This is a genomic window from Actinotignum urinale DSM 15805, from assembly GCF_000420445.1.
Classification (GTDB): Bacteria; Actinomycetota; Actinomycetes; order Actinomycetales; family Actinomycetaceae; genus Actinotignum; species Actinotignum urinale.
The window spans coordinates 34,969-55,225 of record NZ_ATUY01000004.1 but is presented as its reverse complement, the minus strand read 5'-3'; the positions used below and the strand labels follow the sequence as shown (position 1 = coordinate 55,225).

18 protein-coding genes are annotated in these 20,257 nt (G+C 46.5%); all 18 read left to right on the top strand.

Annotation, left to right across the window (positions count from 1 at the left end):
- The first annotated feature begins 8 nt into the window (after positions 1 to 8).
- The 18 genes from G445_RS0104035 (at position 9) to G445_RS0103955 (ending at position 20,125) form a co-directional block, all read left to right on the top strand.
- A complete protein-coding gene (locus tag G445_RS0104035) occupies positions 9 to 2,927 on the top strand; it encodes a phage tail tape measure protein (protein WP_022866286.1) in 2,919 nt (972 codons plus the stop codon).
- Entirely contained in the window at positions 2,924 to 3,664 is a 741-nt protein-coding gene (locus G445_RS0104030; protein ID WP_022866285.1) for a hypothetical protein, read from the top strand. Before G445_RS0104035 ends, G445_RS0104030 begins: the two co-directional genes overlap by 4 nt.
- Positions 3,664 to 5,661 (top strand): phage tail spike protein, encoded by a 1,998-nt coding sequence (locus G445_RS0104025; protein WP_022866284.1) that lies wholly within the window; start codon positions 3,664 to 3,666, stop codon positions 5,659 to 5,661. The genes G445_RS0104030 and G445_RS0104025 overlap by 1 nt, the downstream gene beginning before the upstream one ends.
- A gap of 17 nt (positions 5,662 to 5,678) precedes the next feature.
- A complete protein-coding gene (locus G445_RS0104020) occupies positions 5,679 to 5,912 on the top strand; it encodes a hypothetical protein (protein ID WP_022866283.1) in 234 nt (77 codons plus the stop codon).
- Entirely contained in the window at positions 5,909 to 6,148 is a 240-nt protein-coding gene (locus tag G445_RS0104015) for a hypothetical protein (RefSeq protein ID WP_022866282.1), read from the top strand. Before G445_RS0104020 ends, G445_RS0104015 begins: the two co-directional genes overlap by 4 nt.
- Entirely contained in the window at positions 6,120 to 7,028 is a 909-nt protein-coding gene (locus tag G445_RS0104010; RefSeq protein ID WP_022866281.1) for a hypothetical protein, read from the top strand. The genes G445_RS0104015 and G445_RS0104010 overlap by 29 nt, the downstream gene beginning before the upstream one ends.
- Positions 7,029 to 7,106: 78 nt before the next feature.
- Complete coding sequence (locus tag G445_RS0104005; protein WP_022866280.1) at positions 7,107 to 7,520, top strand: phage holin family protein; 414 nt, start codon at positions 7,107 to 7,109, stop codon at positions 7,518 to 7,520.
- Between the two features lie 2 nt (positions 7,521 to 7,522).
- The gene (locus tag G445_RS0104000) at positions 7,523 to 8,443 is read left to right on the top strand and encodes a GH25 family lysozyme (protein ID WP_022866279.1); all 921 of its coding nucleotides are present in this window, start codon (positions 7,523 to 7,525) and stop codon (positions 8,441 to 8,443) included.
- Positions 8,444 to 8,642: 199 nt separating this feature from the next.
- The gene (locus G445_RS11160) at positions 8,643 to 9,050 is read left to right on the top strand and encodes a helix-turn-helix domain-containing protein (RefSeq protein ID WP_084676480.1); all 408 of its coding nucleotides are present in this window, start codon (positions 8,643 to 8,645) and stop codon (positions 9,048 to 9,050) included.
- On the top strand, positions 9,040 to 9,222 hold the full coding sequence (locus G445_RS0103995; RefSeq protein WP_084676473.1) for an SHOCT domain-containing protein: 183 nt from the start codon (positions 9,040 to 9,042) through the stop codon (positions 9,220 to 9,222). The genes G445_RS11160 and G445_RS0103995 overlap by 11 nt, the downstream gene beginning before the upstream one ends.
- A gap of 28 nt (positions 9,223 to 9,250) precedes the next feature.
- Entirely contained in the window at positions 9,251 to 11,017 is a 1,767-nt protein-coding gene (locus G445_RS0103990) for a recombinase family protein (RefSeq protein ID WP_022866277.1), read from the top strand.
- Positions 11,002 to 12,585 carry a recombinase family protein gene (locus tag G445_RS0103985; RefSeq protein WP_022866276.1) on the top strand — a complete coding sequence of 528 codons (1,584 nt, stop codon included), beginning with the start codon at positions 11,002 to 11,004 and terminating at the stop codon, positions 12,583 to 12,585. The genes G445_RS0103990 and G445_RS0103985 overlap by 16 nt, the downstream gene beginning before the upstream one ends.
- A 135-nt stretch (positions 12,586 to 12,720) precedes the next feature.
- A complete protein-coding gene (locus G445_RS0103980) occupies positions 12,721 to 13,311 on the top strand; it encodes an MptD family putative ECF transporter S component (RefSeq protein ID WP_022866275.1) in 591 nt (196 codons plus the stop codon).
- A 6-nt stretch (positions 13,312 to 13,317) separates the two neighbouring features.
- Positions 13,318 to 14,046 carry an energy-coupling factor transporter transmembrane component T gene (locus G445_RS0103975; RefSeq protein WP_022866274.1) on the top strand — a complete coding sequence of 243 codons (729 nt, stop codon included), beginning with the start codon at positions 13,318 to 13,320 and terminating at the stop codon, positions 14,044 to 14,046.
- The gene (locus tag G445_RS0103970; RefSeq protein WP_022866273.1) at positions 14,043 to 15,512 is read left to right on the top strand and encodes an ABC transporter ATP-binding protein; all 1,470 of its coding nucleotides are present in this window, start codon (positions 14,043 to 14,045) and stop codon (positions 15,510 to 15,512) included. The genes G445_RS0103975 and G445_RS0103970 overlap by 4 nt, the downstream gene beginning before the upstream one ends.
- Positions 15,509 to 16,471 (top strand): helix-turn-helix domain-containing protein, encoded by a 963-nt coding sequence (locus tag G445_RS0103965; RefSeq protein ID WP_022866272.1) that lies wholly within the window; start codon positions 15,509 to 15,511, stop codon positions 16,469 to 16,471. Before G445_RS0103970 ends, G445_RS0103965 begins: the two co-directional genes overlap by 4 nt.
- Before the next feature lie 117 nt (positions 16,472 to 16,588).
- Positions 16,589 to 18,376, top strand: coding sequence for an ABC transporter ATP-binding protein (locus G445_RS0103960; protein ID WP_022866271.1), 1,788 nt, complete (start codon positions 16,589 to 16,591; stop codon positions 18,374 to 18,376).
- Positions 18,377 to 20,125, top strand: coding sequence for an ABC transporter ATP-binding protein (locus G445_RS0103955; RefSeq protein ID WP_022866270.1), 1,749 nt, complete (start codon positions 18,377 to 18,379; stop codon positions 20,123 to 20,125).
- Positions 20,126 to 20,257 lie beyond the last annotated feature (132 nt).

The following is a 20,257-nucleotide window of genomic DNA, read 5'->3' as shown; positions in this document are numbered from 1 at the left end:
GAGGACGCATGGCCTCACGCATCAAAGGCATCACCGTGGAAATCGGCGGAGATACCACGGGACTGGATAAAGCCTTAAAACAAGTGAACTCCACCATCCGCACAACGCAGTCCTCCTTAAGAGATGTCAACCGCCTCTTAAAACTCGATCCGAAAAACACGGAGCTTTTGGCGCAAAAGCAAAAAATGCTGAAAAACGCCATCACAGCAACCAAAGAAAAGCTTGATACCTTAAAGACAACCCAGGAACAAGCCAAGGCACAGCTGGAGTCGGGAGACCTCGGCCAGGACAAATACGACGCACTGCAGCGTGAGATTGTCGAAACCGAACAAAAGCTTAAAGGCCTGCAGCAGGAAGCAATCAACACCAACGCAGTCTTTTCCAAGATGGATGCGGCAGGAGCCGCTTTCACTAAAGCGGGTGACGCTATCACGGGCGCGGGGCAAAAGATCATGCCGGTTTCTCTTGCCGTGGGAGGACTTGGCGTACTGGCGGTCAAGACCGCGGGTGACTTTGATGAAGCGATGTCGAAGGTCTCTGCAATATCCGGAGCTACCGGAGAGGACTTTCAGGCCCTGCGCGATAAAGCACGTGAGATGGGCGAAAAGACGAAGTTCTCCGCCACCGACGCGGCTAACGCCATGAACTACATGGCGATGGCCGGCTGGAAATCGAAAGACATGATCTCCGGTATTGACGGCATCATGAACCTTGCCGCCGCATCCGGAGAAGATTTAGCCCTCACTTCCGATATCGTGACCGATGCCTTAACCGCCTTTGGGCTTTCCGCGAAAGACTCCGGACACTTTGCCGATATCCTCGCCGCGGCGTCGTCCAATGCGAACACCAACGTCTCCATGATGGGCGAGACCTTTAGATACTGCGCCCCGATTGCAGGCGCCTTGGGCTTTAGCGCTGAAGATACCGCAGAGGCCATCGGCCTTATGGCAAACTCCGGGATCAAATCCACACAGGCGGGCACCGCCCTTCGTACCGTCATGACCAACCTCAGCAAGGACTTCACCATTTCAGGAAAATCCATCGGTGAGGTCACAGTGGCCACGACCAATGCGGACGGTTCCATGCGCTCTCTTTCCGGCATCTTGGGCGACTGCCGGGAGGCCTTCTCGGGACTTTCCGAGTCCGAAAAGGCACAGGCGGCAGAATCATTAGTCGGAAAGCACGCCATGAGCGGCTTTCTCGCCCTCATGAACGCTGCCCCTGCCGACATCGAAAAGCTGTCTTCCGCCATCGACAACTGTGACGGCTCGGCAGAAAAGATGGCAGAAACCATGCAGGACAACCTTCCCGGACAGCTCACCATCTTAAAAAGTCAGCTGCAGGAACTTGCCATCTCCATCGGTGATGCCTTAATGCCTACGATCCGAAAACTCGTCACCTGGCTTCAAAACTTCGTTGACAAGTTAAACGGCATGGACGAAGGAACGCGTAACACCATCATCAAAATCGGACTTTTTATCGCCGCCTTGGGACCTGCGCTTATTGTGATCGGCAAGCTGACCTCATCGATCGGATCGCTTATCACGACCTTTTCAAGCGTAGGAAAAGCGGTCACCGGCTTCATGGTCAAGATGGGCGGCATGTCCGGTCTCATGAGCAAAATAGGAGCTGCCATCGGCGGCATCTCTGCTCCCGTGGTGGCAGTCGTTGCCATCATCGGCACACTGGTTGCCGCTTTTGTGCATCTGTGGAACACCTCAGAAGGTTTCAGGGATTCCATTATCGGCACGTGGAACAGCATCAAGGAGGCTTTTTCAAACTTCGCATCCGGTATCACCGAACGCATCAACGCCTTAGGTTTTGACTTTCAGTCCTTCGGCGAGCTGGTATCTGCCATTTGGAACGGTTTCACCGAGCTTTTGGCGCCGGTATTTGAGAACGCCTTTTCAGCAATTGCCGCGATTTTACAAGGAGCCCTCGACATCCTGACGGGCATCTTTGATATTTTCGCAGGGCTTTTTAGCGGCAACTGGAGTCAGCTGTGGAACGGCATCAATGAAGTCTTCTCCGGCATCTGGACGGCCATCTCCGGAATCTTCACGTCTGTCTGGGAAGCCATCAAAGGTGTGACGAACACCGTGCTCTCCTGGTTTGGCACGAACTGGAGCGAGGTTTGGACGGCGATCAAGACCTTCTTTGAGAACACCTGGAATGGGATCGTCTCCTTTTTCACCGGCATCTGGGAAGGAATCAAGTCTGTTGTCACGGGAGCTGTAAGTGCTGTGTCCAACACGGTCTCCTCGGTCTTCACGGCCATCAGCACCACGGCATCCAGTATCTGGAACGGCATCAAAAACATGATTTCCGGTGTGGTAGGTGGGATTAAGTCAACCGTCTCAAATGTGTTTAACGGCGTGAAGTCTACCGTGACAAACATCTTTAACGGAATCAAGAGCACGGCCACCTCCGTGTGGAACGGCATCAAGTCCGCTATCACCGCACCGATCGAAGCGGCCAAAAACACCATCAAAGGCATTATCGATACGATCAAAGGCTTCTTCTCCGGCCTTCACATCGAGCTTCCGCATATCAAGCTGCCGCATTTTTCGATCTCCGGCGGCTTTTCCATCGTGCCGCCCAGAGTGCCGCACCTTTCCATTGACTGGTACAAGGAAGGCGGCATCATGACGAGACCGACGCTTTTCGGCATGAACGGAAGTGCCCTTATGGCGGGAGGCGAAGCGGGATCGGAGGCGATTTTGCCGCTCAAGTCTTTCTACGACAAGCTCGAAGGCATGCTTGCCGCCCGGGACACAACACTCATGGAAAAGTACCTCGCCATCATCGCCGGAAATTCGGAAAAAGACATCGTACTGGACTCCGGTGCGCTGGTCGGAGCACTCACACCAAAACTGGATGGAGCCTTGGGAAGACGCGCCGCTTACGTAGGAAGGAGGATGAAATGAACCAAAACATAGGCTTTGGAGCCACTCTAAACGGCAAACACACGTGGAAGAATTACGGGCTTGTCGTATCCAACACCGACGTGGTCGGTATGCCAAAGCCTAAAACACTCATCGTTGAGATTCCCGGATCATCCAAGCGCCTCGATCTCACAGAGGCTCTGACGGGACGATGCGAATACGAAGGACGCACGCTCTCCTTTACGCTTGGCGGCATCGGAAAGATCGAAAGCTGGGCAGGAAGGCTCCGAGCCTTCCTCGACGAAATACATGGAAAGCATGTCAAGGTCATCTTGGACTCCGAGCCGGAATACTACTTTGAAGGCCGAGCCGAAGTAAAAAACTTTGAGCGCACCCGCGCTTTGGGACAAATTGAGCTGGAGATTGCCTGCGATCCGTATAAATGGGAGCTTGCCGCAAGCGATGAGGATTGGCTTTGGGACTCGTTTAACTTTGAAAGCGGCATCATCCGAGACTATCGGGATGTGAGCGTAAGCTCTTATACCGACCTTCTTGTTCCCGGATCGCACGTTCCGATGGTGCCGACGTTTCATGTCAGAAACTACCAAGAAACCGAAGGCAGAAAAAACTACGTCTACTCCATCAAGCTGAGAAAGTCGTGGACGCTTCATGCCGGCACAAATCGTTTCGCCGACCTTGTCATTCCTGAATCCGGCGACACGCTGCGCTTTTTTGGAACTTACACCGTCACCGTATCTGTGAGAGGAGGAAGCCTTTAATGTACCAAGTGTTTTTAGATGAGCACGTGCTCTATATACCGGGCGATGATGAGGCTGTTCTTATTGATCCGGTGCTGGAGCTGGCGCTTGGAAAATCCGGCACATTTTCTGCCCGCGTACCGAAGATCAATCCGCTCTACGAAAAGCTCAAAGCGCTGGATTCCACCGTCCGTGTGGAGCGTGACGGTGTGGCACTTTTTTACGGCCGCATTTTATCAGTTGAGCGGGACTTTTACGGCACCAAGAGCATCACCTGCGAAGGAGAACTGGCCTTTCTTTTGGACTCCGTGCAGGAGCCTTCCGAATTTCATGACGTCTCGCCCCGCGCTTTTCTTGAGATGCTTATTGCCAAGCACAACAATCAGATGGCAAAAGACGGCGCGCACAATAAGCGCTTCACGGTCGGGCAGGTCACCGTTACCGACCCCAACGACTCGCTTTACCGCTACACCAACTGGGAGACCACCTTGGATGCCATCACCGACAAACTCGTCAAACGCTTGGGCGGCTTTCTTCGTGTGCGCCATGTGGGAGAGATTCGCTATCTGGACTATCTTGCAGAATCCGATAACACCAACACACAGGTGATTGAGTTCGGAGAAAACCTCCTTGACTACACCGACACGCTTTTGGCAGAAGACATCGCTACCCGTGTGATTCCGCTTGGCAAAAGGCTTGAGACATCAAGCATTGCCGCGCTTGAGGAATATACCACCATCAAGAGCGTCAACGGTGGCAAGACTTATGTGGAGTCGCCTTCCGCCATTCAAAACTTCGGTATCGTCACCAAAACCGTGAGCTTCGAAAATGTCTCTGTACCTGCCAACTTAAAGAAGAAGGCGGAAAAATATCTTAAAGACAGCCAGTTTGCCGATGTCACCCTGACACTCACCGCTGTCGATCTGCATCTTGTGCATGCCGATATGGAAGCGATGAAGATCGGAGATCGTATTCGTGTCATCTCGCCGCCTCATGGCATGGACAGGTTCTTTCCGCTGACGGAGCTTACGATCGCTTTGGATCACCCTGAATCCTCTACGGTGGTACTTGGAACCGAAGTGAAGGCAGGTCTTTCTGAGCGAAGCATCAGCGAGAAAAAAGAACTGGTCGAGCGCATTGAGCGGCTTCCCACACAGTCCGACACGCTTCGCCTTGCCAAGGATAACGCCACCGCTCTTATCACAGCAGCTACGACCGGACACGTCGTGACCCGCAAAAACGAGATTCTCATCATGGACACAGCGGATAAGAATACAGCCAAAAAGGTCTGGCGATGGAACGCAGGCGGCCTCGGCTATTCCAAGACCGGATACAACGGATATTACGGCACCGCCATCACGATGAACGGCGCGATTGTGGCCGACTACATCACGACCGGCACGCTAAATGCCGATCTGATTCGTGCCGGAACCTTAAAAGACAGAACCGGGAACATCAGCTGGAATATGAGCTCAGGAGCACTCAGTGCCAAAAGGCTCTCGGTGGATTCTCCGAACTTTAAGCTCACGACTTATGGGCACCTCACCGCCAAAGGAGCCGATATTGACGGCAGCATTGTCGCTGCCTCTGGGGACACCAAAGTCCGTGTGGGCTACGGCAAGCTCTCCATCTACTACCAGGACAAAGAACTGGGACTGGTCGGCGGAAACGGCTTTGCCGGCTCCAACACCATCGCAGGCCTCAACTTTGACCTCGAGCGAACCGGAGATTATATGACATGGGCGGCGCAGCCTGCGGGTGGCGGCAGCTATGAGATGGTTTGGACCTATGCCAGATCATCTTTCGGAAACTTCTCCGGCGGGATGTTAAATGCCGGATGTGACATCGACATGCACTACAACCGACTGAGAAATGTCAGCTGGCCTGACGGAGCCATTAACGGAGCCTTTCATTTTGTAAAAATCAATGCCATGAGCAGCGACGGTACGGTCGCCAGCTGGTCAAACGGATGTCGCATGCGGTTTAAAAATGGAATTTTGATTGAAGCAACATTTTAAACATGGAGGATACAGCAATGGAAGAACATGAACTGATCGAACAAAAGTCAAACGAAAAAGAAGCAACAAAGCCGGATGATACGGTCTTTCCAATCAAAGACGATGAATGGCAGAAAGCCATCGAAATCATCTTAGGCACCGACAAGCACGAAGAAATCTCAGTTAAGGATGCCTCTGAGCTCATTGCGGCTGCCCGCAATTTCAGAAAGATCATCGACTTCTTCGTGAAACTCTTCGGAGGTGCGCTATGAAAGAAAACGAACTGCCCCTCATCCTGCGCCTTGAAAAAGCGAGAAACGAACTGAGATACGCACTCAACCAAACTGCCGGAAAGTATGAGCTTCCCGGCTTTTTACTTGACCTCATCATAGAAGCCTTGCTCTCAGAAGAAAAAGGTCAGCGCATAGCCCTTATGAGCGAGCAGATCAGCGCAGCGGACGGGAAGGAGGAAAAAGAACATGGCCAACGTGAAGACCTATCTCAGTAAAATTTTATCGGCCGTCTACGGCAAAGACGTGCGCGGAGCCATCCACGACTCGATTGCCGCCATCAATCAGCAGGTTGAAACCACGACATCTGGCGAAGCTAACCGTGTTCAGGCGGAAAAAGAAAGAGCATCCGCTGAAACATCCCGCAAAAATGCTGAAACAGAAAGAACGAATGCCGAGGCATTACGGCAAAATGCAGAAAGTTCACGAAATGAAGATGAAAAAAAGCGCGAAAACTCTACCAATGAGTTGAAAAGCCGTATGAATGAAAAACTGAACACGGTCGACCAGAAGATCAGCGAAATGCAAAATCGAGTGCAAGAAGCTATTGACGCTGTTCCTAAATCTGTTCTCACACTTGATGCAACGCTTTCCAAAGAAGGCTATGCGGCGGATGCCAAAACAACGGGCGATGCGATCGCAGTACTAAGAAAAGGAAAAGAGCGAAAAATTTTTCCTCTGACAAGTAGCAATCCAGCCGTAGTATTCAAACAAGAAAGTTATCTGATCGTTGAGGGCCCTTTCGCTACCCTTTATTTCACGGCTTCTATTCGCTCCCTTACAGATAATTCCTTCGGACCACTGTTGGCTTTATGCGTTTCACCAATTAAGCCTGCTTCTGCAATCGTTGGAACAGCATTTATCATGGAGGAGGAATATAGTCGTCCTCTTATCATGCTTGAAACAGGCGCTCTTTGCCTGATGATAAATCCTAACCAATCATCTGCCACTGCAACCAATGCACCTGTTCTTAAGGAGTTTGAGAATCTGAATACCCAGGACACCCCGGTTTCAGATACACCACCTAAGCCGGACCCAAACAGAACATATACACTAACAGGAAGTATAATCTATCTCGCCACAGAAACTCAAGAATAAGCACCTATCCACTATTTGTTCGCATAAAGCCGTACTGACGGTTTTTTTTCATGTTCAAAATCAAAGGAGGAATCTATTATGAAAGAATTCTGGACAACCATTCAACTTATTTTTGTCGGCATCGGAGGCTGGCTCGGCTATTACTTAGGAGGCTTTGACGGACTTCTCTATGCGCTGATCGCCTTTGTCATCTGCGATTACGTGACAGGCATTATGTGCGCCGTCTCCGATAAAAAGCTCTCAAGCGAAGTCGGCTTTAAAGGCATCGCCAAAAAGGTCGTGATCTTCATTCTGGTCGCCGTTGCCAACATCATCGACACTAACGTCATCACACAGGGCGCGATTCTTCGCACGGCCGTCATCTCCTTCTATCTCTCAAACGAAGGGCTGTCGCTTGTGGAAAACGCGACTCATCTGGGACTTCCTGTCCCGGACAAACTCAAGGCGGTCTTGGCACAGCTTCATGACCGCGCAGAAAAGGAGGAAAAATAACTATGACTATAAAAGGAATTGATGTATCAACCTGGCAGGGATCGATTGATTTTAAGCGTGTAAAACAAAGCGGGATTAACTTCGTCATTATTCGTGCAGGCTACGGCTCGACACTTTCTCAAAAAGACAAGTGGTTTGAGACGAACTACGCCTGCGCCAAAGCGGCAGGTCTTCACGTGGGAGCCTATTGGTACTCCTATGCGGGAAGCGCCGGAGAGGCACGCGAAGAAGCACGTGTCTGCAAACAGGTGCTCTCCGGCAAGCAGTTTGACTATCCCATCTACTTTGATTTGGAAGAAAAGTCACAGCTTGCCCGCGGACGGGCTTTTTGCGACTCGCTCATTCGAGCCTTTTGCAATGAGATGGAAGCGGGCGGATACTTTGCGGGCTTCTATACCTCGCTCTCAGCAGCCCTAAACTACGTTTCCCCTGATGTGAGAAACCGCTACGCCTTCTGGGTAGCGCAGTGGAACAGTCGCTGCACCTATGGCGGTCAATACGGCCTTTGGCAGTATTCTTCGAGCGGCTCGGTGCCGGGCATCGCAGGCAGATGCGATATGGATCTTGCCTATGTGGACTATCCCTCCATCATCAGGAAAGGCGGCTTTAACGGCTATGGCAAAGGCACAAGCTCCGCTCCTGCAAGAAAGTCTGTCGATACGCTGGCCCACGAAGTCATCGCAGGTGCTTGGGGAAACGGTGAGGTCAGAGTAAACCGTCTTACCAAAGCAGGCTACGACTACGACGCAGTGCAGGCACGCGTAAATGAGCTTTTAGGCATAAAGCCGAAAAAGTCCATCGACACACTTGCCCGAGAGGTCATCCGCGGCGACTGGGGAAACGGTAAGGACCGTGTAAACCGCCTGACGAAAGCAGGCTACGATTACGAAGCTGTACAAAAACGAGTAAACGAACTGCTCTAAGCTGAATGCATTGATATGCCCGCAAGGCGTGAGGAGAAATCTTCACTCCCTTGCGGGCTTTTTTATTTTGTCCGCTCAACTTCTTCAAAAACCTCCAGAGGAACAGTAGAAGGCAGAAAAAGATTCGTCCATAACGCCCTCGTCTCTTCAGGGAGTGTTAGAGGGACAGCAAGACCTGCCCTCTGTCTGGAGGGATGATATGACAAATGATGAAAAACAAAGCATTTACAACATGAGACGAAACGGTGCAAGTTATGCCGTAATTGCTGCCACCTTAAATTTGTCGAAAAGCACCGTGGCTTCCTTTTGCCAAAAAGAAGGTCTGAGAACAGGTTCCTCAAAAGCTTTAACAGCACTACGCTACTGCAAATATTGCGGAAAGCCAATGCCCGTCAAGGAAAAAGGGAAAGAGCAAAAATTCTGCTCAGAGCACTGCCGGATGAGCTGGTGGAAAGAGCATCCGGAAGATCTGAATAAAAAGGCAATCTATATATTCACCTGCCCATGCTGCGGAAAAACTTTCACTTCCTATGGCAATGCGCACAGAAAGTATTGCAGTCATGCTTGCTATATCCAAGACCGATTCGGAGGCTCTCATGAAGACTGAAGCCTTCGCATCCGAGCTTGCCTATGAAGTATCCCGCTCCATCCTCTTTTCTTTGCTCAAGCAAAACATCATCGATAAAGAGGAATTCGTTCGTCTTGATCAAGCACTCATCGAGCGATACCACCCCGGCTTAGGTGCTTTATTTACTTGCTATTTCAGCTCTTTAGAGTGATGTATAGACACGGAAAGGAGACGATTCTATGGTTGAAATCATAAAAATCGAAGCAAAGAAATCACCGCTGCCAAACCGCAAAAAAGTCGCCGCCTATGCCCGTGTCTCTATGGAAACGCAAAGGCTGCACCACTCACTGGCGGCACAGATCAGTTTTTATTCTGATTTGATACAGAAGAACCCCGAGTGGGATTATGCCGGTGTCTATGCCGATGAAGGCATCAGCGGCACATCAGTGGAAAAACGTCCCGAGTTTATGCGCCTGATGAAAGACTGCAAGGCTGGAAAAATAGACCTCATCTTAACGAAATCCATCTCCCGATTCGCGCGTAACACGGTCGACCTCCTAAAAGTCGTAAGACAGTTAAAAGACCTCAACATCGAGGTCCGATTTGAAAAGGAAAAAATCAACTCACTTTCGGATGACGGTGAGCTGATGCTCACGCTCCTTGCCTCTTTCGCACAGGAAGAAACCATCAGCATCTCTAACAACGTCAAATGGGCCATCCGAAAACGCATGTCCGAAGGAAACCCGAATATACGAAATAACGTCTATGGCTACCGCTGGAAGGATGACACCCTGATTGTTGTTCCTGAAGAAGCAAAGATCGTACGGCGCATCTTTCAAAACTTCCTTGATGGAAAATCCCGCCTTGAAACCGAGCGTGAATTTGCAGAGGAAGGCATTACAACCAGAAAGGGCAACCGCTGGACGGACTCCAATATTAAGGTTGTTCTGACCAATGTCACTTATACGGGAAATTTGCTCTGTCAAAAAGAGTTTGTCGAAGATCCCATTACCAAGAAGCGCAAGAAAAACCGCGGTGAGCTTCCTCAGTATTTCATCGCAAACACCCATGAAGCGATTATCGACAAGGAAACTTTCGACTATGTGCAAGAAGAGATGGCAAGAAGACGTGCTCTGGGACCTCGGGCAAACAAGAGCCTGAACATCTACTGCTTTACCGGAAAAATCAAATGTGAGCTGTGCGGGAAAAGCTATATGCGAAACGTCCGAAACAACCGTGCCAAGCACTCCAATCTTGGGGATAAAGTCATCAGCTGGGTATGCGGCTCCAGCAAGAAAAAGTACAGTACATGCTCGGCAAAAGCCATCCCGGATCGAATCCTTAAAACTTGCTGTGCCAAAGTGCTCGGTCTTGAGGATTTTGATGATGCTGTTTTTAATGAGCAAATCGATAAAATCACGGTACCCAAACAAGGGGTTCTCATTTTCCATTTCAAAGACGGACACAGCATCACCGAAACTTGGGAAAATAACGCCAAAAAAGAATCGTGGGATGATGCGGCACGCAAACGCGCCTCAGAATATAGGCGCACTCATGCCATGAAACGCTCGGACGTCACCTGCTTTTCAACTAAAATCCGATGCGAACATTGCGGATGCAATTTTCGCGCACAAACACAAAACTGTTCAACATCTCCCAGCGGAAAACGCAGATACTGGCGATGCGCCGAGCATAACGGCTGTGACACCAGAGGACTCAGAGATGACCTCTTGCGCTCACTTACCGCAGAGGTCTTAGGTCTTGATGCATTCGATGACGCTATTTTTCTTTCGAAGATCGACCATATCAGCGTCCTTAACCGTGAAGACCTTGTCTTTCATTTTTATGACGGGCACGAGATTTCTCGCAAGCTGATCCAACCTACACATGAAGGCCACAAATGGACAGAGGAGCAGCACACCAAGTTCCAAACCTCCATCAAAGACTTCTACACGTCTGAGCGGTACAAACAAATGCGAAAGGAGAAGAAATGGCAAAACAAGTAACGACGATCCCCGCCAGTATCAAACCCTTCTCCAAAACACCGCTCACCACTTCACGCAAACGCCGCGTGGCAGCCTATGCCCGCGTCTCAACGGACTCCGATGAGCAGTTTACCAGCTACGAGGCACAGGTAGACTACTACACAAATTACATTAAAGCCAGAAATGACTGGCAATTTGCGGGTGTCTACACCGACGAAGGGATCACCGGTACCAATACCAAAAAGCGAGAGGGCTTCAAATGCATGGTCAAAGATGCCCTTGACGGAAAAATAGATCTTATCGTCACCAAATCGGTCTCGCGTTTTGCCAGAAATACCGTGGACAGCTTAACCACCATCCGAAAGCTTAAAGAGCACGGCACCGAGTGCTTCTTTGAAAAAGAGAATATATGGACCTTTGACTCCAAAGGCGAGCTTTTGATTACCATCATGAGCAGTCTTGCTCAGGAAGAATCTCGCTCAATATCCGAAAACTGCACCTGGGGACAAAGAAAGCGCTTTGCCGATGGCAAAGTGACCGTGCCCTTCAAACGTTTCTTAGGCTATGACCGCGGAAAAGACGGAAACCTCGTTGTCAATCCCAAACAGGCAAAAATCGTCAAACGCATCTATGCGATGTACCTGCAGGGAAAAACCTACCACCTCATTGCAAAGGCTCTGACCGAAGACGGTATCCCGTCACCTGCAGGAAAACCTCGCTGGAACCCAAGCAACATCAAATCTATCCTTACCAACGAAAAATACAAAGGCGATGCGCTCCTGCAAAAGTCCTTTACCACGAACTTTCTTACCAAAGAGCACAAGATAAACGAAGGCGAAATTCCGCAGTACTACGTCTCCGGAAACCACGAAGCCATCATTGAACCGGAGGTGTGGGAACTCGTACAACGCGAGATGGAAAGACGCAAAAACGAAAAAGGAAGACACAGTGGCGTGAGACTTTTCTCCGGCAAGATCTACTGCGGAGAATGCGGAACAAGGCTCGGTTCAAAAGTCTGGCATTCCAACGACAAATACAAGCAGGTCATTTGGCAATGCAACAGGCACTGCAAGAAAAACTCCCCCTGCAAAAACGGCGTGCATCTTACCGATGAAGAGCTAAAAGCTGCCGTCCTTTCTGCGACCAACAAGCTCATAGAGAATAAAGATGAGATTCTTAATAGCTTTCAAGAGATTGTCGGAGGCGTTTATGATACTCATACCTTGGAAGGCGAAAAAGCAAAGCTGGAAAGTGAGATGGATGTCTGTGCCAAGATGATCGAAGACCTTATCCGCCAAAATGCTGCCATCCCGCAAGACCAGAGCGAGTACCAAGCAAAGTACGAAGATCTGGAACGCTTCTACAATGAAAAAAAGGCGGCCTTAGCGAAGGTCGAAGGAAAGCTCAAAAAGATGCAGGCGACCAAAGCCGATATCAAGTTCTGCCTGAAGCAGCTACAAAAACAAGACAGGCTTCTGCAAACATTCGACGAACAGAGCTTCTGTGCTCTTGTAGATCATATCACGGTATTCAGCAAAGAAGATATCCGCATAACCTTCAGAAATGGATCAGAAATCAAGGCTCTATAAAATGTCCGAATGGAGCTTTTTATTTTAATCGGGGTTGAATGAAATGCCCTTAAAGAGGTTTAATTAAATCTGCTAAGTTAGCTTACCCTAACTCATGCTAAGTTAGCTTATTCTAACTCAATGGAGGTTAATCGTATGAAAAAATCATCTGGAATTAAAGCAAAAGATTTGATAACCACAGGTATTTTTACTGCCATTATGTTTGCTCTTTGCATGGCAGTAGCAATGCTGGGTTACATGCCAATATTTATTCCGCTTTTAGGCATCATCGTGCCGCTTATTGACGGTATTCCGTATGTGTTGTTTGTGAGCAAAACGAAAAAGTTTGGGCTTATAACCATTATGGGATTTTTGCTTGGACTACTAATCGGGGTCATGGGAATGGGCGTATATGCACCCTTCACCGGACTTATCGCAGGCCTTTTAGCGGATTTGTTATTAAAATCCTCGGATTATTCCAGTGCAAAAAAAGTAATTCTCAGCAAAGGTATTTTTTCAATATGGCTGATCGGCAACTATATTCCTATTGTTATTAGCCGTGATGCTTATTATCAAAATTTAGCACAAGGCGGTTACGGAAAGGCCTATGCAGATGCACTTATGAAGCTTATTCCGGACTGGAGTTTGATCCCATTACTTGTAGGCATATTTATCGCGGGCATCCTTGGTGCTTTGATTGGACGTTCCCTTCTAAAAAAGCAGTTCGAACGCGCCGGGATTGTCTAATCCATCATGCAGCCTATTCAAACGCGATCAAAAAAAGAATTTCTTGATCCTCGAACAAAAATACTTCTTGTCTTTACCATCGCTGCTGTCGTTGTGGGAGGAGGACATGGATATTGGCTGGCTCCGATTCGAATACTCCTTATATCCGTTCCCTTTATACTGTTTCTTATTGAAAGCAAGTGGAAATATGCCGCCATATATGCCATTTTATTCATAGCGGCCTATGTAGGGCAGATATATCTTTTGCCGCTCGTTACCGGATTTTTAGGTTTTCTGTTGGTGGCTTTTTGCGGTATTTTTGTTCGCATGATGCCGGGGCTTGCCATGGGTGCCTATTTGCTCAGCTCAACGAAAATCAGCGAGTTTATGGCAGCAATGGAACGCATGCGTGTTCCTACCCAGATTACGATTCCACTTTCCGTTGTTTTTCGCTTTTTTCCTACCATCTTGGAAGAGTATCACGCCATAGCCGATGCAATGAAAATGAGAGGCATCTCTTTAGGTGGTTCAAAACCGTGGAAAACTGTGGAATATCGTCTGGTTCCGCTGATGGTGTCCTGCGTAAAAATCGGTGACGAACTTTCCGCATCTGCTTTAACACGTGGCTTAGGCGCGCCGATTAGGCGCACCAATGTCTGTAAAATTGGATTCCATTTGCAGGATATACTCTTTCTGATGCTTTGCCTTGTTAGCTTGTGTGTACTTATCTTTTATAAGATCGGAGGTTCGTTATGATAGAAATAAGAAATTTTTCTTTTTCCTATACATCCTCTGACCAAAGTACACTTAAAAATATCAATCTGAGAATCCCTGACGGTCAATGCGTTCTTTTAACGGGAATGTCCGGATGTGGTAAGACGACCATAATACGAGCTTTAAATGGACTTATTCCTCATTACTATGAAGGGAAAAGTTTGGGAAGTGTATCTGTTTTTGGTAAAAGTCCACAAACGCTTGCTCTGTATGAACTCGCGCCGATTGTTGGCTGCGTATTTCAAAATCCCCGCAGCCAGTTTTTTAATGTAGATACGGATAGTGAACTGGTTTTTGCCTGTGAAAATTTAGGTATGTCAAAAGAAGATATTCGATTGCGCTTTAACAAAATCGTATCCTCTTTGCATATTGAGAAATTGATGGGAAAGAGTTTGTTTCATCTTTCTTCCGGAGAAAAACAAAAAATTGCTTGTGCCTCTGTGGCTGTGCTTTCTCCCAATCTTGTTCTTATGGATGAGCCAAGTGCTAATCTTGATTTTTCCGCTATCGCAAATTTGCAAGGGATGATACAATTTTGGAAAGATGAGGGAAAAACAATCGTTATTGCCGAGCATCGCATCCATTATTTAAAAAATTTAGTGGATCGTGTGATATTGCTTGATGCCGGCGAGATGATCGGAGACTATCAAGGCGTTAACTTTTTCGAGTTACCGAGTTCGTTTTATGAAACGCATGGGATACGTATTCCGGACATAAAACAGCTTTCATTTGGAGCTTCCGATCCATTATCGCCGACGAAAGATTTTTTAGAGCTTTACGATGTGAATTTTTCCTACCACAATACGCAAAGCGTATTGAATATTCCGAAGTTTCAACTTCCTCTGGGAAGGGCAACAGCTCTCATAGGTCCAAACGGTGCCGGCAAGTCCACTTTTGCCAAACTTCTTTGCGGACTGGTGAAAAAAGATAAAAGCAAACTGATCTGTAAAAACAAGACTTTTCCACCTAAAAAAAGACGTGATCTGATCTATCTTGTGCAACAGGAAGTGAATCATCAGTTGTTTACAGAAACGGTTATGGAAGAGCTTTTGATTTCTCAGGAAGAAGAAAATCATTCTGCAGCCGAGGCAATGCTCCAAGAACTCCATCTGGATGGCTTTAAAGATGAACATCCCATGTCTCTTTCAGGAGGGCAAAAGCAGCGTGTTGCAGTAGCCTCCGCTCTGATGAGCAATCGAGATGTTTTAATCTTTGATGAGCCGACCAGTGGTCTTGATTTGGAAAACATGCAGCGTTTTGCACAAATTATAAAGAGAATAATTCTTTTAGGAAAAACATGCTTAATTATTACTCATGATCCGGAGTTCATCGCTCTTGCCTGTCAGCATATTGTTGAAATGAAAGATGGGCAGATTAAGGAGCAATATGATTTGAACCCGACGACAGTACAGAAATTGCAGAACTTTTTTAGAGAGGAGGTTTCATGACAATGAACGCCTTAGGCAATATGGGAGATAATATCCAAATGCAGAAACGAGAAGATGGCAGTTCTATCTTTTTTTTGCATGATGAAACCGGCTCGGGGACGATGACTTGCTACTCCCTTTTCGAAGGCGTCTTTGTACTTTTTAATGACTTTCATCTCAAAACTTGTTACTCAGCTTTCAAGCCACATCAATCGATGTTCACCATTGATTACTGTAAAGAAGGAAGAATAGAAAATAGCATTCATCCGGAAAAGTACACTTATATCAGTGCTGGTGATTTGCAGATGGAAGTACGCACCCAGCATTGCGGAGAGTTTTACTTTCCACTTAAACACTATCACGGAATCACAATCAGCATTCTCTTTCCGCAGGGTTCTGAAGCGATAAGGACATTATTAAACGGATTTCCAGTTGATGTGGAAAATTTGAAAAACAAATTCTGTAGAACATCAAAAGGCTATGAAACCTTTATTATGCGTTCCAATCCACAAACGAACCATATCTTAGCCGAAATTTATCAAATTCCTGAAAAAGATAGAGTTCCTTATCTGAAAATTAAGGTATTAGAACTTCTTCTTTATTTGGATGGTATGGATATTTCTTTGGCAAAACAACAAAACGACTTTTTAAATTTCGCCCAAGTAACTAAGATCAAATCTTTGGAAAAAAGGTTAACTTCACATCTTGACCGATTTTATACGTTAACCGAATGTTCGAGTTTCATTGATATGCCGCTCACATCTATGAAAAAAGCGTTCAAAATTATTTATGGAAAATCGATTTATGCCTATATGAAAGAGTATCGCGTTAATGCAGCGGCTTTGCTCTTACAAGATTCATCGAAGAGCATACTTGAAATTGCGAATGATTTAGGCTACCAAAACCCATCCAAGTTTTCAGCTGCCTTCAAGTCCCTTCGTGGTTTAACGCCACGAGACTATAGAAAAACTCTTGTCTGAACGGGGCTGTTTTCCCATTAGAGGGTGGAACGGACCACACCTTATTTCATAAACTGTTTTAGAGAATACGTTGAATTCTCTTCGACCAAAACAGTTTAGAAATGAGGTGTTTTTATTTTGAAAAGCAAAAAAAGAATATTGCCGATTGTTCTGTCTTTTGCAGACAGTGCGAAACCACAGTTTATACTATCTATTCTATTTGCCGTGCTAAGCGTTTTCTGTGGTTTTTTGCCTTATTTTGGGATCTATCAAGTCCTTCTTGTATTTTTTTCAAAAGTACAAGATAGCAGTCAAATTTCTGTGCATTCACTTGTCCCTTGGTTCCTTTTGTGCGTCGCAGGATATGGCCTTAAAGTCTTGTTTCACACAATCTCAACGAATCGGTCTCATCATGCTGCCTACCATATTCTCAAAAATATACGAAGCCGACTGACCGAGAAATTAATGCGATTGCCGCTTGGAACTGTAACAGGAAAAACCGCCGGTGAACTCAAGAGCATTATTGTTGACCGTGTAGAAACGATTGAATTACCTTTGGCACACTTGATACCGGAAGGCTTATCGAATCTGATTTTTCCTGTTATCGTATTTATTTTCATGCTGGTATGGAATTGGAAAGTCGCATTGGCATCTGTTGCCTGCATTCCTTTTGGCGTGCTCGCCTATGCGATCGTCATGAAGACATTTAACAGCAAATATGACAGCTATATGAAAGCTTCTAAAAAAGTGGACAGTGTGATTGTGGAATATGTGGAAGGCATTGAGGTTGTCAAGGCGTTTAATCAATCCAGTAAATCCTATAAAAAATATACGAATGCGATCACGTCCTTTAAAGATTTTACTTTAGATTGGTTTCGCTCCACTTGGCCGCTGATGAATTTTGCAGCGGCGATACTGCCGAGCACACTGTTAGGCATTCTTCCAGCAGGTATCTTGCTTTATGCTACAGGAAATCTAACACCTGCTGAACTAACGCTTACCATCATCCTTTCCTTAAGTCTGGTAGGCCCCGTTTCATACTTTACGACAGCTGTCAACAGCTATAAATCCATTGAATACGCTCTGCTGGATGTTCAGAAAATCTTAGACTTGCAAGAGCTTCCGGAAGAAAAAGAGTCGAAAGAACTGTCCGGTTATGACATTTCATATGAAGATGTCACATTTTCTTATGAAGAGGCTCAAGCACCTGTCGTTAAAGATTTTTCTTTAGAAATACCCGAGGCATCTTTCGTAGCTTTGGTAGGTCCTTCCGGCGGAGGAAAATCTACCTTATCTCGATTGCTTTTGCGTTTTTGGGATGTGAATCAGGGATGTATTTGTATCGGAGGAAAGGATATACGCTCTTTACCACTTGAACAGCTCTCAGGACTCATCAGCTATGTTTCTCAGGATAATTTTCTTTTCAATATGTCCCTTTTTGAAAATATCCGCGTAGGCAATCCGGCCGCAACAAAAAAAGAGGTGTTTCAGGCTGCTCATATGGCACAATGCGAAGAGTTTATTTCACGTTTAGAACAAGGTTGGGACACGCCGGCTGGAGAAGCGGGAGATAAACTGTCGGGCGGTGAAAAACAGCGTATAGCGATTGCCAGGGCAATACTAAAAGACGCCCCTATCGTTGTTTTGGATGAAGCAACCGCATTTACTGATCCGGAAAATGAACTTCAACTACAAAAATCGATTAATGAACTAACGCGTGGCAAGACGCTGTTAGTGATTGCCCATAGGCTTTCTACAATAAAAAATGCCGACAAAATCGTTGTTTTGCAGGAAGGCACAAAAGTGGCGGAAGGAACGCAGAATGAACTTCTGAAGGCTTGCTCCCTTTACCGCTCCATGTGGGAAGCACATGTTGGTGCCAAAGCATGGGCGGCATCCAATCAAGAGAAAGGAGCGGATAAATAAATGTTTACCATGATCAAACGTATCGTTGATTGGACAGGTTCTTATAAAAAAAGATTTTACTGGGGCATCGTCTGGTCGTTATTAGAGAATTTCTTTATTGCTTTTCCCTTGATGGGAGCGGCTTATGTTCTGAACCTTATGCTGCAGGATACGGCAGGGCTCAGGAGTTTGCACACAACGGAAGCTTTATGGGCGCTTTTGTTTATGGTTTTCTGTGTTTTAGGTCGTTTCTTCTTCTCCTATCTGCGGGCTGTTTTTCAAGAAAGCATTGCTTATGAAAAAACAGCCGAGGAGCGCATCGAGATAGGCGATATATTAAAGCGAGTTTCCCTTGGCTTTTTTGACCGTCACAAGACCGGTGAAATTGCGGGAGCAGTTACAACGGACTTATCTACTTTGGAATTGTATGCCATGAAGATGACGGATACGGTTATCGGAGCTTATTTGCAGACTCTTGCCATGATTCTATGCATCCTTTTTTTCTCCTGGAAAGTGGCAACTGTTGCTTTAGTGGGTGTATTATGCTCTGCATTTTTCCAGCGCCAACTGGTGAAAGATAGCCGGGCAACCACAGCGGTGCGCCAGAAAGCCAATGATAGCATGATTAACGCAACACTCCAATTTATCCGTGGAATAACGGTTATTAAATCGTATGGGAGAACAGGAAGCGCCGTTGCGGAACTACAAAAATCTTTTTCCGATCAACGTGACATCAACATCAAAATAGAAAATGATTACATGTGGACGAACGGTCTTTATCAGTTAAGCCTAAAATTGACCTCCGTAGCAATCGCTTTTATGGTATGCCTTCAAACCATTCACGGTGAAATTCCTCTGCCTATCATGCTCATGATAGTGATCTTTTCATTTGTTATGTTTGCTCGTTTGGAAACGGTAACCGATGCTTCTCACACCTTGGAAATGATGCGAGCAGCGCTGGACAAACTTCAAACAATTAAGACGGCAAACTATATCGACGAAGATTCAAAAGACATTGTTTTAAACAATTTTGACATTTCTTATCAGAACGTATCCTTCGCTTACGATCACAAAAATGTTATCGAGAATGTGAGCTTTTCTCTTCCCGAAAATTCAACTTTAGCCATCGTGGGACCCTCCGGTTCCGGTAAAACAACACTCTGTAATTTGCTTGCCAGATTCTATGATGTCAATCATGGGTCTATTTCTATCGATGGACATGATATCAGAGAAATGACTTGTGATACTCTGCTGCAATATATTTCGATCGTTTTTCAGCATGTATATCTGTTTCATGACACGATATTGAACAACATTCGTTTCGGCAGACCGGAAGCCAGCATCGAGGAGATTAAAGAAGCTGCCAAAAAGGCGGCTTGTCATGAATTTATTGAGAATTTACCAAACGGCTATAACACGATGCTTGGCGAAGGCGGATCGACACTTTCAGGAGGAGAAAAACAACGCTTATCCATTGCTCGTGCCATACTAAAAGATGCACCTATCGTTATATTAGATGAAGCAACTGCCAGTGTTGATCCTGAAAACGAGCATTTCATTCAACAAGCCATATCCGCCTTGGTTAAAGGAAAAACATTGATCGTTATTGCCCACAGGCTAAACACAATACAGTTTGCTGACAATATTTTAGTTATAGACCAAGGAAAGCTGGTACAGCAGGGAACGCATGAACAGTTAATAGAAGAAGAAGGAATATATAAAGATTTCCAGAAAATACTCAATAAGACAAGTAACTGGCAACTCAGTTGAACAAATTCATTTTAATTTAGCAACTCCAATTATTATGAAAAGGGGACTCCTGCATGCTCATGTTTGCAGTCAGTCCCTTTTGTTTTAGGGTTAGCGCATTAGTTTTCGTACCCCTTGCTCATTTTCGTACCC

What these genes read in the sequence shown, in the direction of transcription:
- G445_RS0104035 (WP_022866286.1), top strand. Translation starts at nt 9, where the DNA reads ATGGCCTCACGCATCAAAGGCATCACCGTGGAAATCGGCGGAGATACC.
- G445_RS0104030 (WP_022866285.1), top strand. Translation starts at nt 2,924, where the DNA reads ATGAACCAAAACATAGGCTTTGGAGCCACTCTAAACGGCAAACACACG.
- G445_RS0104025 (WP_022866284.1), top strand. Translation starts at nt 3,664, where the DNA reads ATGTACCAAGTGTTTTTAGATGAGCACGTGCTCTATATACCGGGCGAT.
- G445_RS0104020 (WP_022866283.1), top strand. Translation starts at nt 5,679, where the DNA reads ATGGAAGAACATGAACTGATCGAACAAAAGTCAAACGAAAAAGAAGCA.
- G445_RS0104015 (WP_022866282.1), top strand. Translation starts at nt 5,909, where the DNA reads ATGAAAGAAAACGAACTGCCCCTCATCCTGCGCCTTGAAAAAGCGAGA.
- G445_RS0104010 (WP_022866281.1), top strand. Translation starts at nt 6,120, where the DNA reads ATGGCCAACGTGAAGACCTATCTCAGTAAAATTTTATCGGCCGTCTAC.
- G445_RS0104005 (WP_022866280.1), top strand. Translation starts at nt 7,107, where the DNA reads ATGAAAGAATTCTGGACAACCATTCAACTTATTTTTGTCGGCATCGGA.
- G445_RS0104000 (WP_022866279.1), top strand. Translation starts at nt 7,523, where the DNA reads ATGACTATAAAAGGAATTGATGTATCAACCTGGCAGGGATCGATTGAT.
- G445_RS11160 (WP_084676480.1), top strand. Translation starts at nt 8,643, where the DNA reads ATGACAAATGATGAAAAACAAAGCATTTACAACATGAGACGAAACGGT.
- G445_RS0103995 (WP_084676473.1), top strand. Translation starts at nt 9,040, where the DNA reads ATGAAGACTGAAGCCTTCGCATCCGAGCTTGCCTATGAAGTATCCCGC.
- G445_RS0103990 (WP_022866277.1), top strand. Translation starts at nt 9,251, where the DNA reads ATGGTTGAAATCATAAAAATCGAAGCAAAGAAATCACCGCTGCCAAAC.
- G445_RS0103985 (WP_022866276.1), top strand. Translation starts at nt 11,002, where the DNA reads ATGGCAAAACAAGTAACGACGATCCCCGCCAGTATCAAACCCTTCTCC.
- G445_RS0103980 (WP_022866275.1), top strand. Translation starts at nt 12,721, where the DNA reads ATGAAAAAATCATCTGGAATTAAAGCAAAAGATTTGATAACCACAGGT.
- G445_RS0103975 (WP_022866274.1), top strand. Translation starts at nt 13,318, where the DNA reads ATGCAGCCTATTCAAACGCGATCAAAAAAAGAATTTCTTGATCCTCGA.
- G445_RS0103970 (WP_022866273.1), top strand. Translation starts at nt 14,043, where the DNA reads ATGATAGAAATAAGAAATTTTTCTTTTTCCTATACATCCTCTGACCAA.
- G445_RS0103965 (WP_022866272.1), top strand. Translation starts at nt 15,509, where the DNA reads ATGACAATGAACGCCTTAGGCAATATGGGAGATAATATCCAAATGCAG.
- G445_RS0103955 (WP_022866270.1), top strand. Translation starts at nt 18,377, where the DNA reads ATGTTTACCATGATCAAACGTATCGTTGATTGGACAGGTTCTTATAAA.